Raw genomic sequence first — 15,597 nt, forward strand, 5'->3', positions numbered from 1 at the left:
ACCTTATGCAAAATATCTCCTTTACGAAAGTTTGTCTACAGTCTGAGCCCAACCGCTGTGGTTGAGCTCTTTTGTTTCTACTTTACAAATTGGCTTAAGTGTTTTAATCCTAAAAGAAGCCCTTCTTTTACTTTTTCTTCACTGCCTTCATATAGAGGGTCTTCATGTTCTATGCTTATTACTCCGTCATATCCGTTGTCTTTTAGCGCCTTTATAAACTTGCCCCAATCTACATTTCCCATACCTGGCATTCTGTATCTCCAGTATCCAAATTCACCATGCGTTCCTGTGTAAAGCTGCCTGTTGAAAACTCCATATCGCTTAAATTTATCCTCAAACACTTCTGTGTCTTTTGCATGTACATGAAATATTCTATCTTTAAACTCTGGTATCACATCTATATAGTCTATAAACTGCCAAACAAGATGGGAAGGGTCAAGATTTAAACCAAAGTTTTTAGAAGGTATCCTTCTAAACATCTCCTCCCAAAGCTCTGGTGTAAAAGATATAGTTCCTGGAAGGCCAGGTACCTGCCATCCTTTCATAGGGCAATTTTCGATTATAATTTTTATTCCTTTGTCTTCCGCATAGCTTATTATATCAGTAAAGACTCTTTCAAATTCATCAAAATTGTCTTTTATGCTCTTTTCAATGTTTCTTCCTACAAAAGTTCCCACCATGTCAGTCCCAAGCATTTTAGCTGCATCAATGCACTTTTTTAAGTGATTGTTTATAAACTTTCTCTTTTCTGGGTCTCTGTCAAGGTTGTTGTCATAATATGCAAGAGATGAAATTGTGAGCCCGTACTCCTTAAAATATTTTTTTATTTCTTCCGCCTCTTCAGGTGTGAGATTTTCTACATCTATGTCACTGGCAGAATAATCCCTCGTATTGTCTTTAGGCCAGCAGGCAATTTCCAGTGATTTAAACCCATTTTCACTTGCCCACTTAGCTTTTTCTTTAAGAGGCATATTCCCAAGACATACTGTTAAAAATCCTAAATACATCTACATTTCCTCCTCTAAAATCTTTTTTAAATTTTCAAAACTAATTTTCACACTTTCAATTGGAGGTCTTTTACACACATCCTGTTCAACAATTAGCCATTTAACTCCATTTTCTTTTGCAATTTTTATTACTTCTTTAAAATTGATAATTCCATTTCCTATTTCAGTAAAAGACCTGTCCTCTTTATCCATGTCTTTTAAGTGAATTAAAGGTAGTCTCTTGGAGAATTTTTTAAGATATTCTACCGGTTCAACTCCCGCATATGTAACCCAATACGCATCGATTTCAGCCTTTACAAGGTCTTTATCTGTATTTTTGTAAAGTATATCAAGTCCATATTCTCCATCGTATATTTCAAATTCGTGATTGTGGTTGTGATAGCAAAACTCAAGTCCCTTTTCCCTACACTTTTCACCTATTTTATTAAACAACTTTGCTGTTTCAATATAATCCTCTCTTGACTTGTACTCATTCCACGGACAGACGATGTATTTATTGCCTATTTCAAGGTTATAATCTATCACTTCCTCAAGATTGTTTTTAAGTAATTCTATTCCTACATGACTACCAGCAGCTTTTAATCCTAATTTATCAAGCGTTTTTCTTAATTCTGATGCTTTTAAACCGCCATATCCTGCAAACTCCACTCCTTCGTATCCTATTTCCGCAACCTTTTCAAGAGTACCTGTAAAATCTTTTTGTGTCTCCTCTCTCAAAGTGTAAAGTTGAAGTGCTATAGGTATACTCATTTTAATTTTTCCCCCTTTAACCTAAAACTATTTCATTACCTTTTTCAGATGATTCATAGGCACCGTCTATTATTTTCATGAGAATTGCCCCTTCTTCAGCAGAAGCCAGAGGCTCTTCGTCATTTTTTATACAGTCAACAAAATGTTCAAATTCATTTAAAGGCGATTTTGGATAATTGGTGTCGGGAACTATGTCAATCAATGTATCAACAATTTCCGAAAATACTTTAAGCTGTCCGTTTTTAAACCATATGCCACCTTTATCACCTAAAATTTCATAGTAATTGTAATCTCCCTCAATGTTGGAAGCCCAGCTGAATTCAAAGTCAATTGTGGCACCATTTTTAAGCCTTACAAAGCCTACTGCCATATCCTCCACATCGTAAATTCCATCCCCGCTTTTTGCATAATTCCAGCTGTTTAAACTGTTGCTATTTGAAAACTTAGAATAAGTAGCTGCTGACACAGATTGCACCTCTGGGTATCCCATGAAATACAAGACTAAGTCTAAAAAATGTACACCTAAATCAATTAATGGGCCTCCTCCAGACAATTTCTTATTTGTAAACCATCCGCCTTTTCCAGGAATACCTCTCCTTCTCCTCCAGCCAGTCTTTACATGGTATATTTCGCCTATATACCCTTCCTCTATATATCTTTTTACAAAGAAAGATTCATTTGTAAACCTATTATTTAATCCTATCATAAACTTCCTTTTGTATTTATTTTTTGATTCAATGACCTCATAAGCTTCCTTTGCATTTAGAGTTATAGGTTTTTCACAATGCACATGAATTCCCTTTTCCATCGCTTTTATAGAAATAGGTGCATGTAAATAATTAGGAGTACATACGCTTATTAAGTCTGGTTTTTCTCTTTCAAACATTTCTTCATAATCTGTATAAACGTGAGGTATATTGTACTTTTCCGCTAATCTTTTTGCAGCTTCTATATCCGGATCAGATATGGCTACAATTTCAACTCCTTCTACTTTTGAATAACCGTTTAAGTGTTTGTAATCAGCAACTGACCCTGCACCAACACATGCATATTTAAGTTTTTCCATACAAAAGCCTCCATTTACCTGTTAAAATATACTGGTTCTCCTGTTTTCGCAGATGTATAAATAGCCTCTAGTATCTCAGTTACTACAAGAGCTTCTTCTGGTTTTACAACAGGCTCTGTATCGTTTATGATGCAATCAATCCAAGCTTTTGCTTCTAAAAATCCTGGGTCATCTGATTTACCTTCATAGAAATCTACTCCACCTACATCAGTAGAAACTTTAGTTGTATAAAGCCTTCCAAATTTCTCTCCATTTATGCGAAGTCCATCTCTCATGTCAGCTCCGCCTTCTGTTCCACACAAAGTGGTCATAGCCTCGCCAACCTCTAAAGTATTTAAAGCCCAACTGGACTCTAATATAATGGTAGCCCCATTCTCCATTACTATAAATCCAAAAGCTGAATCTTCAACTGTGAACTTTTCAGGGTCCCATGGTCCCCAAGCATTCGCAGCATTTGCCTTTTTGCCTAATTTATAGTAGGCGCTTCCCATTACAACTTTAGGCTTATAGTTATTCATCATCCACAATGTCAAATCAAGGGCATGTGTTCCTATATCGATTAAAGGCCCACCGCCTTGCTCTTCTTCATTCAAGAAAACACCCCATGTAGGTACCGCGCGGCGACGTATAGCATGAGCCTTAGCAAAATATATTTCTCCTAGTTCACCATTTTGACAAACTTTATGTAAATATTGTGAATCTGGTCTAAAGCGATTTTGATACCCTATAGTGAGTTTCTTACCTGTTTTCTTATATGCTTCCACCATTCTTCTGGCATCTGCAGCAGTCTTAGCCATAGGTTTCTCACACATTACATGTTTCCCTGCATAAAGAGCATCAACAGTTATGTCTGCATGAGACTTGTTGGGAGTGCAAACATGAACCACATCTATCGTTTTATCTTCAAGAAGTTTTTTGTAATCCGTATATACTTTCGCGTCTTTTGTACCATATTCCTTTGCCGCTTTCTGAGCCCTCTCTTCTATGATGTCACAAAAAGCCACCATTTCAACATTGCCTAGTTTTGCCAAAGAGGGCATGTGTTTGCCAAAAGCAATTCCTCCACAACCTATAATTCCTACTCTAAGTTTTTCTTTTACCATAAAAATTCCTCCCATGATTATATTTAAATTTGTATTTTTAAGACAAAACTTTATTCTTTATTTTACTGTCGACTCTCTTATTATTAACTCATGTTCTAAAAAAATCCTCTGTGGTTCTTCTAATTTGCCACTCATGTGTTTTATCAGTAGTTCCATAGCAACACATCCTAAATCGTATTTTGGCTGTGAAATAGTTGTAAGCATAGGGTCATACATAGAAGCAAAGCTTATATCATCAAAGCCTACAACCGCTATATCCTCAGGGACTTTAAGCCCCTCTTCCTTTATCGCTCTTATAGCTCCAATAGCCATGATGTCAGAGATTGCAAATATAGCAGTAGGCCTTTCTTCCATCACCAAAAGCTGTTTCGCTGCTCTTACTCCGCTTTTAAAGCTGTAATCTCCGTATTTTATAAGCTTTTCGTCAAATTCTATCCCTGAACCTTCAAGAGCTTTTTTATAACCCGCTTCCCTCTGCTTCGTAGATACAAAGTTATTTTCACAGCTTATCATTCCTATTTTTTTATGTCCTAAACTTACCAAGTGCTTTACTGCTTTGTAAGCTGCAGAAAAGTTGTCTATAGATACATATGAAACACCAGCTCCTTCTATGTATTCACAACACTGAACGACAGGATAATTTTGGCCTATTAATGTCAATTCTTCTTTTCCCATCACAGGCGCCATAAAAATAACGCCATCCGCTAATCTGTTTTTTAAAATTTCAAGATATACTTTTTCTCTGTTAATATCAGAATCAGTATTGCAAAGCATTACATTGTAACCATTTTTATGGGCTACATCTTCTATTCCTTTTACAACCCTTGCATAAAAAGGATTTGAGACATTAGGCATCAAAGCCAATATCATTTTCGTTTCAGAACGTCTTAAATTTCTTCCAAGGAGATTTGGATGATAATTTAATTCTTTTATCGCTTTTAATACTCTTTCCTTTGTTTCTTCAGACACCGAGTCACTGCCATTTAAAACTCTTGATACTGTTGCAACAGAGACTCCCGCTCTTTTAGCAACTTCTCTAATATTAGCCATTGTAACCTCCTCTGTAACAGATTACATAATATTTTTTATTGATTTTCAGAGACATAGCTAATAAAATGTGTAACGCATTACATTTACTATTATACCTCTAAATTAAAAAAAATCAATAGCAACAAATAAATTTTCATACTTTTATTTTAAATTTTGTTTTTTATTTAAAAAAGACTGCCGAAGCAGTCTAACAAAATAAAAAGCATCAGAAGTAAAAATACTGTACCTCGATACTATATTTTGCTGTTAAAATATTCTTCTGAAACTTGAAGCTGATTTTTTAAAATCTCTTTCCATAAATATTTTGGAATTTCACCACTTCCCATTGAAACTTTTGTCCGTCTAACATTGCCATTTTTATCACGTTTAACGTAGAAATAATGATCCGTTTGTTTATATAACTCCCAACCGTCTCTTTCACAAAAACGCTTTAATTCTCTCCACGTTGGCATTTTATTAGTTTTTTTACTCCTTCATGACTATCTTGTAATAAGACATTTAAAATATATGGTAAATGTTTTTTACGGTTAGGAGCTGAATACCAATATTGAAAGTCGTTATAAAAATCTTCTGCATATTCAATTAAATCATTTACTAAACGATTTAAAGCTTCTTCTTCGTTTTTTCCATTAGCAACAATATCAATTTCGTTTAATGAAATTGTTACACTCCTATCCTCTTCTTTAAAAATATTTGCTGTAAATGTATATACTTTTAACATTTCTTTTGCCATTTCTAAGTTTGAAACAAAAATATAATCTTTTGTGCGCTTAATAATTTTTGGCTTTTCACGAATGACCGAATTGATAAAATCACTCCATTCATTTCGAGCATCTGTTGCATTCACTGTAAACATTTCATTCATTCCCCCTTTTTCACCTCCATTATATCATATTATGTGCAATATGTACAGTATGTACATATTGCTAAGTTTTTATACAAAACAAATTTATTCCGCCTCTTTGTGAACCGAATTTTCTTTTTCTGTAATGACATATAACCTACCTTGTAAACAATGCTTGACTATGAAATTTACCGCTTGATTCAAAAAAGTTGTTGAGGTAATTTCCTCTTACAAAAAGCTCAACCACAGCGGTTGAGCAAAACTATCATTCTAATGTTTTTATCTGCTCTTCAAGAGCTTGTATCTTATTTTTAAGGTATTCTAATTGCTGTAGTGCTTGTTGTTTTTGTTGCATCATCTCTTCTTTTTGACTGCCTTGCTGTCTTAATTCTTCCATCTTATTTTTAACTGTTTCAACTATTTTTTGTTTGCTATTGTCAAAAAACTCCATAGCTTTATTAACAGCATCTTGCATCTCTTCTATGCTCTTTTCTATTGATGGTTTCATATTTTCTTTTGCTTTTGGGTAGAGCATTAAACTTAAAGCTGCTGCTCCAATCCCCCAGTAAAGCTTTCTGGAGGAAAGAAATTTTAAAATACCCATTTTCTTCTCTCCTCCTCTCTTTTGTTCCATTAATATTTTGCCCTCAATTTTTTATATAATTTAATGTGTTATTTACCAAAAATCATAACTTTTGTTATCGCTTTATATAAATCCTTTGCATTATATTTTTCACTAATTTTAGAAAAATATTGTAAAAATTCTCCTATTGTCTCTTGCCATAAATTTACTATTTCATTCTTTTTAGACGGGTCTTTTTTATATTCCTTAAAAGACAATTCCATCGCATATTTTAAGGCATCAACTGCCTTTTGAAATTCTTTTTTTATGTCATCCATTATTATTTACCTCCAAAAAAGTATAATCTAAAGATAATATATGAAAATTATCACGATAGTGCCACAAAAAAAGAAAAGGCTTTGTAGTCTTTTTACAGACTGTAGACAAACTTTCGTAAAAGGAGATATTTTGCATAAGGAGCGACTTGTTGCAAAGCGGTAACAAAACTTAGCAAGACCGAGGGTGGAGGCAGGGCCGAAGCCATGGATGGCGAAGGCGGGCACCTTAAGGCATGGATACTGATTTGCATCTTTAATTAACTATATTTATACTGTTACCACATTTCCTACACTTATTGCCTTCCAATCCTTTTACATTAACATACCAGTTTTGCCTCTCTACAAGCAAATTACCGCAATAAGGACAATGGGTATTATTATCAAATCCCATTACATTCCCTACATAGACAAAATCTAGATACTTTTTCCCAATTTGATAGGCTTTTTCAAGAATAGAAATAGGAGTAGGAGGATTATTTAGTTTGTAGCGTGGAAAATACCTTGAAAAATGTAAAGGTATATTTTTGTCAATTTGAGAAAGCCATTTTACCAAGTTTTCTATTTCTTCTTCTTTGTCATTTAAATCAGTAACAACTAAATTAGTAACCTCTACATGACAATATTTCGAAACTTCTTCGACGGTCTTTAAAACGGGTTCTAATCTTCCGCCGACAATCTTTTTATAAAAATCTTCTGTAAAGGCTTTTACATCTATGTTCATGGCATCTACATAAGGAAGTATCTTTTTTAATGGTTCTAAATTTATATATCCGTTTGTCACAAGTACAGTTTTTAACCCCTCTTTTTTAGCCTCAATCAATCCATCGTGTACATATTCATACCATATTAAAGGCTCGTTGTAAGTAAAAGCAATCCCTATATTGTCTCTTTGTCTTTTTGCTGCAGCAATCAATTGTTGAGGAGAGATGTAATCTCCCTCCCATTTTTGATGTGCTATTTCCCAATTTTGACAAAACTTACACTTTAAATTGCAGCCATAAGTCCCCACAGAAAATATATATCTGCCTGGATAAAAGTGATAAAGAGGTTTTTTCTCAATTGGGTCCATTGCTACAGAGGTTATAATTCCGTAATTTTCAGTCACTAATGTTCCGTTTATATTTTTTCTCACATTACAGACTCCGTACTTTCCTTCATTTATACGGCAATTGTGAGGACATAATAAACATTCTACAACATTATTCTCTAGTTTTTTATAGAACATAGCCTCTTTTAACATAGTAAAAGATACCATTTCTCCATCAACTTAAATGGAGAAATGGCTTCTCCCTCCTTTTTACCTTACTATTTATGTCTTTCAACTTCAAATTTTTCTATTGTGTAATCCTCATCTGGACTAATTCCAGCTTTTCTCAAGGCAATAGAAATTTGTTCTTCAACGCTGTCTACTCCTTCTAAGTCAGGTAAAAGCAATCCTGAACGATAGCCTTTTCTCACTATTACTCCGTACTTTTTGGGGTTAAGTTCTTGTTTTGATTTAACAGGTTGAGGAGGTGTCAAAACATCCACTGAATACTCAATATCCTTCAGTTCATACTCCTCTACAGGTTCAAAGCGAGGATCTTCAAAACCTGCACTTATGGCATTTTTTATTATTTCTTCTGCTATATTCTTTCTCTGTGGAACTACTGTACCTATACATCCTCTAAGTTCCCCATCTTTGTGAAGAGAAACAAAAACTCCCGCTCTTCTACTATACATCTCCTCCGGTAAGCCCTGTGGTACTGGCATTAGCTTTTTATTTTTCACATAATATTCAAGGCTTTCTCTGGCAAGTTTGACATATGGGTCTTCTTTTTGCCTTATCTCTTCAATCCTTTGTCTTTTTAACCAGTACAACTTTTCTAAAAGGCTTGTTCCTTTATACTGATCTACTTCAAATTGTGCAACACCATATCCTACACCAAAAGGTCCTTCATGAGATAATACTTCCGCTTTAACCTCATAACCATCAAGAGCTCCCAACATAACGCAAACCGATCTAAATCCACACTCTGCGGCTTCTTCTATTAGTCCTTTGTCCATGCCTATTATTTCTTCCACTCTCATTTCGGAAAGCAAATTTAAAAGCTTGTTGTCAAAAATTTCTCCCTTTGGCGTATAACCATTCGGACTATTGGGAGTCAATTTGTGAGATAAATCCCCACTGGCGATAAAAACGACTTTTTTGTTTGATTCCATTATTGCTTTGTTTATTGCAATTCCAAATTCGTAAAGCTGTTCAAAAGGCAAAAAGCCATAGGACATATGAACTAATTTGAAAGTAGCATAATGTTTTGTCACAAAATACAAAGGTACCATTGTTCCATGGTCAAGTTTTTTTGAAAGGGCGTATCTTTTGATTAATTCATCATTTATCTCTGCAATAGGTATATCTTTTTTTCTCGATTCTTCTACAATTTTTTCAACAAGTTCTAAATCATTCTCAAATTCAAACCTTACACCTCTTGCACCAAACTGTCCAAGGTCTCCTTCTAAACTAGAAAAAACAGTCACTGCCACAGCATCTCTAAAAACGTATCCATGAGGAGTGACAACTATTATTGTATCAGGCTTTTTTTCTTTTATGTTGATTGAAACAGTATTAAGTGAATCTATCGTCTTTTGAATCTTTTTTTCCTCTCCTCGCCCTACTTCAGGGACGATTATCGGTGGATGAGGCATGAGATAACAAGACAACAAGGTTCCCATTTTTTAACACCTCGACACTTTTTCTTCTCATATTTGATTATACCACAATAACAAAAGCTTCATCCCAATTAAATTAACATTAGAGTGAAGCTTTTTAAAAATTACATAATAACAGCAATATCAATATCACTTTCACTAGTATAATTGCCTTTCGCATAAGAACCATATAAATAAGCTTTCTCAAATGTTCATTTCTTTTTTGACTAATCCGGCGTATTCTCTAGCAATCTTTTCTACGGTTTTTCTATCAATGAAAGTAACTATTATCTCATCACCTTTACCTTCTCAATGCTTAAAGTGGTAAATTCATATTTTAAACTACCATACCTCATTCCTTATCTTTCTTTATATACTTCCTAATTACTCCCTCAAAAATAATATCTATTACATAGGCTGAAACACTTGCTAATATTATAAAGAACAATATTGGCATAATGTTTGCGAGAATCAAAGCAGTTAACAACGTCAAAATTATAAGTATTGTTTGGGGTAAATGTCCAAGACCTAATAAAAAAGAGGTTTTCCATAAGCCAAAAAGTTTTCCCTCATAATATTGGATTGTTAAAAAAGTGTATATCAATGTGATTAAAAACATGAGTCCCATTGACAATAACAAACCAGCAAGAATGTATGCAAAAGCTGTGTTTTGTTGTATAAAAAATCTCACGTCTACGTAAAGTATTAAAATAACAGCAACGGTAATCACAAAGTTTATAAGCATCCACCAAAAGTGTTTTTTAAAGGCTTTCCAAAATTCTTTCCAGACTCCTTCTCCTTCGTCTTTTCTTAAAAGATGCACAGAACGAAAAAGAGCTTCTGTGGATTGGAAAATTGTCACAACAGGAAGTGAAAATATAATCCACAGAAGATTTAATATCATTAAATCGCTTATGAAATAGGCTATGTCGTAAAGCTTTGAATCTCTCATTGCATTTCACCTTTACATTTATTTTAACAATTTCTTTTGTATTTTACCAGCTGCATTCTTGGGAAGTTCGGGTACAAACTCAAAAATCTTTGGAATTTTATAAGATGCCAATTTATACTTTAAAAAGTTTTGAAGCTCTTTTTTGTCAGCTTTCGCTCCTTCCTTTAGCACCACAAAAGCTTTGACTTCTTCTCCTTTCAATGGATCACCCACTCCTATCACAGCTGCTTCTAAAACATCAGGATGTTCTAATAAGGCATCTTCAACTTCCCTCGGATATACATTAAACCCACCTAATATTATCATGTCTTTTAGTCTGTCTACAATGTAAAAATATCCGTCTTCATCTTTTTTTGCAAGGTCACCCGTGTGGAGCCAACCACCTCTTAAAGTCTTAGCAGTTTCTTCTGGCATGTTGTGATAGCCAACCATTATATTAGGTCCTCTTAAAACAAGCTCTCCTACTTCTCCAACGGGGAGTTCGTTATCATTTTCATCCACTATCTTTGCTTCAACACAAGGAAGTGGCAATCCTACAGACCCTGGCTTTCTTACTGCATTAGGCTCTAAAGGATTTAAAAGTGCAACAGGAGCTGCCTCACTTAAACCATAGCCTTCTACAAGAGGAAAATTGAATTTTTCCTCAAATCCTCTTTGTATCTCAGGCGCTAATGGAGCTCCACCTGATATAGCTAACCTTAAAGCTTTAAATTGTCCCTTTTCTGCCATTCTCATAAGGACCGCAAACATCGAAGGCACTCCGCAAAAAACAGTTACATCTTCTTTTGTCAGTGTCTCCAATGTGTCTTTTGGCATAAAACTTTCTTTTATTGTAATAGCAGAACCTAAGTAAAATGCTAAAAGTACATTGACTGTCCAAGAAAAGCTATGAAACAAAGGCAATACGCACAAAAAGTTATCCTCTGGTCCTAAGTCAGACACATCGTCTAATGCTTTTACATCAGCAATGAAGTTATTGTGAGTAAGCATCGCACCTTTAGGTTTCCCTGTCGTTCCAGAGGTATATATATACGTACATACTTCGTCTGGTTCTATTTCAACATGTTGAGAAGGACCCATTTTTAAAATTGCATTAATTGTATTTTCATCTAAAACGACCACATTTTTAAGATTCAATCTTCCTAATTGAGATTTATCAACTTTTTGTGCTATTACAGGATGAACTACCAAAGTATTAGCTCCTGATTCCATGATTATATAAGCTATTTCTTCAAGAGTAAGCATCATGTTAAGTGGAACAACAATTGCTCCTGCTTTAGATGCTCCCATAAAAGAAAAATATATTCAGGGCAATTGGGAAAACTTAAAGCCACCCTATCACCTTTTTTAACACCTATTGATTGAAAAAAAGAAGCGTATTTATCTATTAAAGTGTCCACTTCTCCATAAGTATAAACTCTGTCTTTAAATTTTATCGCCACATGGTTCTCAGGCACTTTTGCGCTTTTGTGAAATTCATGAATTTTCATAATTATCCTCCTTTAACTTAATATGGCAGCACCGATGATCCCTGCATCATTTCCAAGCTCTGCTTTTCTTATGTCAGCATACGGTAAGTCTTTGAATAAAATATTCTCTGCCACTTCTTTTTTAAGAGGTTTTATGAGAAAATCCCCTGCATTTGCAACGCCGCCACCCAATATTATCACTTCAGGGTCAAACATGTTTATCACATTTACAATTCCAATAGCTAAGTATTTGACGTAGTCATTGAAAATTCGCATTGCTTGCTCATCGTACTGCTTCGCCGCATCAATTACGTTTTTAGCCGTTATGCTGTTTATATCTCCATTTGCAAATTTTAAAATGAGAGAATTGGGATTCTTCTCTACTGCCTTTTTCCCTTCTCTTATTAAAGCAGTTGCTGAAGCATATGTCTCTAAACACCCAATTTTGCCACAATTACATCTTATACCATTGTCTCCTATCACTATGTGTCCAAGCTCAGGTGCAAAATGATGTGCACCATTGTATATTTTACCATCAAGGATAAAACCAGAACCTACTCCTGTTCCTAAGGTAATTGTCACTGAGGACTTAGAACCTTTGCCAGCCCCATATGCTGCTTCTGCCAACGCTGCTACATTAGCATCATTGTCCATATATATTGGCAAATCAATGTATTTTCTTATTTCTTTTGCAAGAGGAACTTTTGTCCAAAAGAGATTCACCGCTCGTATTACTATGCCTCTTTCGCTATCTGCTACACCCGGGACTCCTATTCCCATTGACTTAATATCACTTCCACTTAGATTACTCCTCTTAATAAGTTCTATAGCTATATCCGCTATGTCTTTGGCAACTGCTTCATAACCTCTTTCCGGTTTTGTCGGCCTGCTACCTGTAGCTACTATACGTCCCTCTTCATCTACCAATCCAACAGCAATATTAGTGCCTCCAAGGTCAACACCAATTCTCATTCTTCCTCTCCTCCAATTTTCCGTTTTTTCTCTTTAAGATATTCTTTTATTTTTCCAACATCAGTATTAAGCACTAAATCCTCAGTTATACCGGCATTTTTAATAACTTTGAGAGCTTCCTCAAACCTTCCTACATCAAAGCTTACATGGGCATCGCTTCCTACAGCAATTTTTACTCCCATTTCTTTCGCTTTTTTAGCAATGAGAAAACAATTTTCTTCACTGCCCTTTCTTGAACTTACAAAGGAGCTGTTGTTTATTTCAATAAATTTGCCATATTCTTTAGCAGCCATTAAAACTTTTTCAATATCTATTGGATAGATGGGATTCCCAGGATGTCCTATTATATCTACATAAGGGTTTTTTATAGCATTTATAATAGCTTTTGTGTTTCTTTCTATATCGTCACTTGGTTCAAAACACACGTCATGCAAACTGGCAATCACTATATCTAGTTTTTTAAGTATTTCTTCTGGTAAGTCCAAATTTCCTTCTTCATCCATTATATTAGCTTCCACCCCTTTTAATATCTCCACCCCCTCTATTTTTTCAGGTAACACTTTTAAATTTCCAAAATACCAAAGGTGAGCAGCTCCTGGCATTTTAGGCCCGTGGTCTGTCATACATATAAGTTGAAGCCCTTTTTTATAAGCCTCTCTTGCGTTTTCTGTAATAGTGCTGTAAGCGTGACCGCTGGAAATTGTGTGAGTATGAGTGTCCAAAACTAACTTCAACTTTATCCTCTCCTTTTAATTCCCTATTTGTTTTAATAATTTTTTGTTAAGCTCATGGGCAGCGTTGTACCCCATCTGTTTTTGCCTGTGGTTCATCGCTGCTACTTCTACTATTATCGCGAGATTTCTTCCTGGCCTTACAGGTATAGTAAGCTTTGGAACTTTGACATCTAAAAATTTAATATATTCATCTTCTAATCCTAATCTGTCATAATATTTATCTTCATCCCATTCCTCCAATTGAATGACTAAATCTATGCTCATTGTATTTCTAACAGACCCTACACCATACAATGTCTTTATGTCAAGTATGCCAATACCCCTTATCTCAATAAAATGCCTTATTATCTCCGGTGAACTCCCTTGAAGCTTGTCCTCACTTATCTTGCTAATCTCCACTGCATCATCAGCAACTAACCTGTGTCCCCTTTTGATTAGCTCTAATGCTGTTTCACTTTTACCTATGCCACTTTCTCCTAATAAAAGAACACCTATACCATACACATCTACAAGGTCTCCGTGAATAGTAATTTGTGGTGCTAACTTTTCATCAAGGTAATTAATTAATCTATTTATAAACTTGGTAGAAGCTTCTTTTGTCCTCAAAAGATATCTATCGTACTTTTGCGCAGCATCTATAAGCTCTTGACGAATATTTAAATCTCTCGTTACAATAAGACAGGGAATAGGGTAATTAAAAAATCTGTCTGCTCTTTCAGCTAATACGCCATCTGGCAGCTGTTCTATAAAAGTTGTCTCGACTTTTCCTATTATTTGCACTCTTTCATAAGCAAAATGCTCATAAAAGCCGGAAAATTGTAAGCCCGGCCTATTTACATCACTTGTAGTTATATCTATTTTATTATTTTTGGCTTCAACAATGACTTCTAAATTCAAATCCTTTATCAAAGTTTCGACAGGAATCTTATCCACTTTTTCACCTCCAGCCAGCAACAAAACGCTGCATTTAATTCAATTATATTATTTAATGTAAAATAAGTAAATAGACAAAACCTTTTCTTCTTGGAAGATGTAAATTATAATATGTTTATAGCCATATAAACTTTTGAGGTGAAAAAATGTTAAGGCAAAGACTTCTTAGACTTTTAAAAGAAAACAAAGGGGAATATATCTCTGGGCAAAAACTTTCTGAACAACTCAACGTTTCAAGAACTGCTATATGGAAACATATAAATGAATTAAAAAATGAAGGATACCAAATAGAAGCCCATCGCAAAATGGGGTATATATTGCTTTCTGAACCTGATTTGTTAACTTATGAAGAAGTATCACCTTATCTCTCTACAAATTTCTTGGGAAAATATTACATGCATAAATTAGTTATTGATTCCACAAACAACTTTGCCAAAGAAATCGCATCAAACGTTCCTGATGGTACAGTAATTATTGCCGAAGAGCAGACAGCAGGAAGAGGACGATTAGGAAGAAGTTGGATATCTCAAAAAGGCTGTGGCATCTGGATGTCTATCATTTTAAAACCAAATATACAGCCGAAAGAGGCAATTAATCTCACACAATTAGCGGCAATTTCTGTAGTTAAAGCTATTGAAGAAGTATTTCACGTAGAAAGCAAAATAAAATGGCCAAATGATATAATACTAAACAATAAAAAAGTGTGTGGAATATTGACAGAGATGAGTTCAGAAATTGACAAAATAAACTATGTGATAATAGGAATTGGAGTCAATGTAAATTGTGACAATTTCCCTGAAGAATTAAAAGGCAAAGCCACTTCCTTGTACTTAGAAACCAACTCTAAAGTTGATAGGAAAAAACTTACCGCCAGCATTTTGAATAACCTGGAATTTTATTATAATGCATATCTACAAAAAGGCTTTGAATACATAAGGCCTATATGCATTGAAAAATCCATAACAATAGGAAGGCAGATAAAAGTCATTGCCAATGAGGGTGAAATTGAAGGAAAAGCTGTCACTATTGACAATAATGGAAGTTTGGTAGTAGAGACTAAAGAGGGCAAAAGACTTAGTATTATGTCAGGAGATGTGTCTGTAAGGGGGTTACTGGATTATGTTTAAGC

Annotated in this window: 16 protein-coding genes and 2 pseudogenes; 1 reads left to right on the forward strand and 17 read right to left on the reverse strand. The window is 34.7% G+C overall.

Features of this window, described 5'->3' with window-relative positions; translation table 11 throughout:
* Positions 1 to 77 precede the first annotated feature (77 nt).
* The 17 genes and pseudogenes from THESIDRAFT1_RS02675 to hprK all read right to left on the reverse strand — a co-directional run bounded on the left by THESIDRAFT1_RS02675 (position 78) and on the right by hprK (position 14,468).
* Positions 78 to 1,007: a sugar phosphate isomerase/epimerase family protein gene (locus THESIDRAFT1_RS02675; RefSeq protein ID WP_006569472.1), complete on the reverse strand. Its 930-nt coding sequence runs from the start codon at positions 1,005 to 1,007 to the stop codon at positions 78 to 80.
* Positions 1,008 to 1,757, reverse strand: coding sequence for a sugar phosphate isomerase/epimerase family protein (locus THESIDRAFT1_RS02680; protein ID WP_006569473.1), 750 nt, complete (start codon positions 1,755 to 1,757; stop codon positions 1,008 to 1,010).
* Between the two features lie 16 nt (positions 1,758 to 1,773).
* Positions 1,774 to 2,823, reverse strand: coding sequence for a Gfo/Idh/MocA family protein (locus tag THESIDRAFT1_RS02685; RefSeq protein WP_006569474.1), 1,050 nt, complete (start codon positions 2,821 to 2,823; stop codon positions 1,774 to 1,776).
* Between the two features lie 14 nt (positions 2,824 to 2,837).
* Positions 2,838 to 3,926 carry a Gfo/Idh/MocA family protein gene (locus tag THESIDRAFT1_RS02690; RefSeq protein ID WP_006569475.1) on the reverse strand — a complete coding sequence of 363 codons (1,089 nt, stop codon included), beginning with the start codon at positions 3,924 to 3,926 and terminating at the stop codon, positions 2,838 to 2,840.
* A 57-nt stretch (positions 3,927 to 3,983) separates the two neighbouring features.
* Complete coding sequence (locus tag THESIDRAFT1_RS02695) at positions 3,984 to 4,976, reverse strand: LacI family DNA-binding transcriptional regulator (protein WP_006569476.1); 993 nt, start codon at positions 4,974 to 4,976, stop codon at positions 3,984 to 3,986.
* A 233-nt stretch (positions 4,977 to 5,209) separates the two neighbouring features.
* Positions 5,210 to 5,428: a type II toxin-antitoxin system HicA family toxin gene (locus THESIDRAFT1_RS02700; protein ID WP_003869404.1), complete on the reverse strand. Its 219-nt coding sequence runs from the start codon at positions 5,426 to 5,428 to the stop codon at positions 5,210 to 5,212.
* Complete coding sequence (locus THESIDRAFT1_RS02705; protein WP_006569477.1) at positions 5,407 to 5,832, reverse strand: hypothetical protein; 426 nt, start codon at positions 5,830 to 5,832, stop codon at positions 5,407 to 5,409. The genes THESIDRAFT1_RS02700 and THESIDRAFT1_RS02705 overlap by 22 nt, the downstream gene beginning before the upstream one ends.
* Positions 5,833 to 6,085: 253 nt before the next feature.
* Positions 6,086 to 6,424: a hypothetical protein gene (locus tag THESIDRAFT1_RS02710; protein WP_004404828.1), complete on the reverse strand. Its 339-nt coding sequence runs from the start codon at positions 6,422 to 6,424 to the stop codon at positions 6,086 to 6,088.
* Between the two features lie 68 nt (positions 6,425 to 6,492).
* On the reverse strand, positions 6,493 to 6,720 hold the full coding sequence (locus THESIDRAFT1_RS02715; protein WP_004404829.1) for a hypothetical protein: 228 nt from the start codon (positions 6,718 to 6,720) through the stop codon (positions 6,493 to 6,495).
* Between the two features lie 253 nt (positions 6,721 to 6,973).
* Positions 6,974 to 7,975, reverse strand: coding sequence for an AmmeMemoRadiSam system radical SAM enzyme (gene amrS, locus THESIDRAFT1_RS02720; RefSeq protein WP_003869410.1), 1,002 nt, complete (start codon positions 7,973 to 7,975; stop codon positions 6,974 to 6,976).
* A 50-nt stretch (positions 7,976 to 8,025) separates the two neighbouring features.
* Positions 8,026 to 9,432: an AmmeMemoRadiSam system protein A gene (gene amrA / locus THESIDRAFT1_RS02725; RefSeq protein WP_006569478.1), complete on the reverse strand. Its 1,407-nt coding sequence runs from the start codon at positions 9,430 to 9,432 to the stop codon at positions 8,026 to 8,028.
* A gap of 101 nt (positions 9,433 to 9,533) precedes the next feature.
* Positions 9,534 to 9,581: pseudogene (locus THESIDRAFT1_RS13775) on the reverse strand (nucleotidyltransferase domain-containing protein); the annotation flags it as partial.
* A 179-nt stretch (positions 9,582 to 9,760) separates the two neighbouring features.
* On the reverse strand, positions 9,761 to 10,360 hold the full coding sequence (locus tag THESIDRAFT1_RS02730; protein ID WP_006569479.1) for a YesL family protein: 600 nt from the start codon (positions 10,358 to 10,360) through the stop codon (positions 9,761 to 9,763).
* Positions 10,361 to 10,378: 18 nt separating this feature from the next.
* Positions 10,379 to 11,850: pseudogene (locus THESIDRAFT1_RS02735) on the reverse strand (long-chain-fatty-acid--CoA ligase).
* A gap of 12 nt (positions 11,851 to 11,862) precedes the next feature.
* Positions 11,863 to 12,801 (reverse strand): ROK family protein, encoded by a 939-nt coding sequence (locus THESIDRAFT1_RS02740; RefSeq protein ID WP_003869414.1) that lies wholly within the window; start codon positions 12,799 to 12,801, stop codon positions 11,863 to 11,865.
* Positions 12,798 to 13,535 carry a phosphatase gene (locus THESIDRAFT1_RS02745; RefSeq protein ID WP_006569481.1) on the reverse strand — a complete coding sequence of 246 codons (738 nt, stop codon included), beginning with the start codon at positions 13,533 to 13,535 and terminating at the stop codon, positions 12,798 to 12,800. The genes THESIDRAFT1_RS02740 and THESIDRAFT1_RS02745 overlap by 4 nt, the downstream gene beginning before the upstream one ends.
* A 15-nt stretch (positions 13,536 to 13,550) precedes the next feature.
* On the reverse strand, positions 13,551 to 14,468 hold the full coding sequence (gene hprK, locus THESIDRAFT1_RS02750) for an HPr(Ser) kinase/phosphatase (protein WP_003869416.1): 918 nt from the start codon (positions 14,466 to 14,468) through the stop codon (positions 13,551 to 13,553).
* A 146-nt stretch (positions 14,469 to 14,614) separates the two neighbouring features.
* Between hprK and THESIDRAFT1_RS02755 the strand changes: the two genes are divergently transcribed.
* Positions 14,615 to 15,595: a biotin--[acetyl-CoA-carboxylase] ligase gene (locus THESIDRAFT1_RS02755; protein ID WP_003869417.1), complete on the forward strand. Its 981-nt coding sequence runs from the start codon at positions 14,615 to 14,617 to the stop codon at positions 15,593 to 15,595.
* Positions 15,596 to 15,597: the final 2 nt, after the last annotated feature.

The organism is Thermoanaerobacter siderophilus SR4, assembly GCF_000262445.1.
Taxonomy (GTDB): Bacteria; Bacillota; Thermoanaerobacteria; order Thermoanaerobacterales; family Thermoanaerobacteraceae; genus Thermoanaerobacter; species Thermoanaerobacter ethanolicus.

Bases quoted from the DNA above. Each gene is read 5' to 3' on its own strand.
- THESIDRAFT1_RS02690 (WP_006569475.1), bottom strand. From the start codon at position 3,926: ATGGTAAAAGAAAAACTTAGAGTAGGAATTATAGGTTGTGGAGGAATT.
- THESIDRAFT1_RS02675 (WP_006569472.1), bottom strand. From the start codon at position 1,007: ATGTATTTAGGATTTTTAACAGTATGTCTTGGGAATATGCCTCTTAAA.
- THESIDRAFT1_RS02680 (WP_006569473.1), bottom strand. From the start codon at position 1,757: ATGAGTATACCTATAGCACTTCAACTTTACACTTTGAGAGAGGAGACA.
- amrS (WP_003869410.1), bottom strand. From the start codon at position 7,975: ATGGTATCTTTTACTATGTTAAAAGAGGCTATGTTCTATAAAAAACTA.
- THESIDRAFT1_RS02710 (WP_004404828.1), bottom strand. From the start codon at position 6,424: ATGGGTATTTTAAAATTTCTTTCCTCCAGAAAGCTTTACTGGGGGATT.
- amrA (WP_006569478.1), bottom strand. From the start codon at position 9,432: ATGGGAACCTTGTTGTCTTGTTATCTCATGCCTCATCCACCGATAATC.
- THESIDRAFT1_RS02715 (WP_004404829.1), bottom strand. From the start codon at position 6,720: ATGGATGACATAAAAAAAGAATTTCAAAAGGCAGTTGATGCCTTAAAA.
- THESIDRAFT1_RS02730 (WP_006569479.1), bottom strand. From the start codon at position 10,360: ATGAGAGATTCAAAGCTTTACGACATAGCCTATTTCATAAGCGATTTA.
- THESIDRAFT1_RS02685 (WP_006569474.1), bottom strand. From the start codon at position 2,823: ATGGAAAAACTTAAATATGCATGTGTTGGTGCAGGGTCAGTTGCTGAT.
- THESIDRAFT1_RS02740 (WP_003869414.1), bottom strand. From the start codon at position 12,801: ATGAGAATTGGTGTTGACCTTGGAGGCACTAATATTGCTGTTGGATTG.
- THESIDRAFT1_RS02755 (WP_003869417.1), top strand. From the start codon at position 14,615: ATGTTAAGGCAAAGACTTCTTAGACTTTTAAAAGAAAACAAAGGGGAA.
- THESIDRAFT1_RS02700 (WP_003869404.1), bottom strand. From the start codon at position 5,428: ATGCCAACGTGGAGAGAATTAAAGCGTTTTTGTGAAAGAGACGGTTGG.
- THESIDRAFT1_RS02695 (WP_006569476.1), bottom strand. From the start codon at position 4,976: ATGGCTAATATTAGAGAAGTTGCTAAAAGAGCGGGAGTCTCTGTTGCA.
- THESIDRAFT1_RS02705 (WP_006569477.1), bottom strand. From the start codon at position 5,832: ATGTTTACAGTGAATGCAACAGATGCTCGAAATGAATGGAGTGATTTT.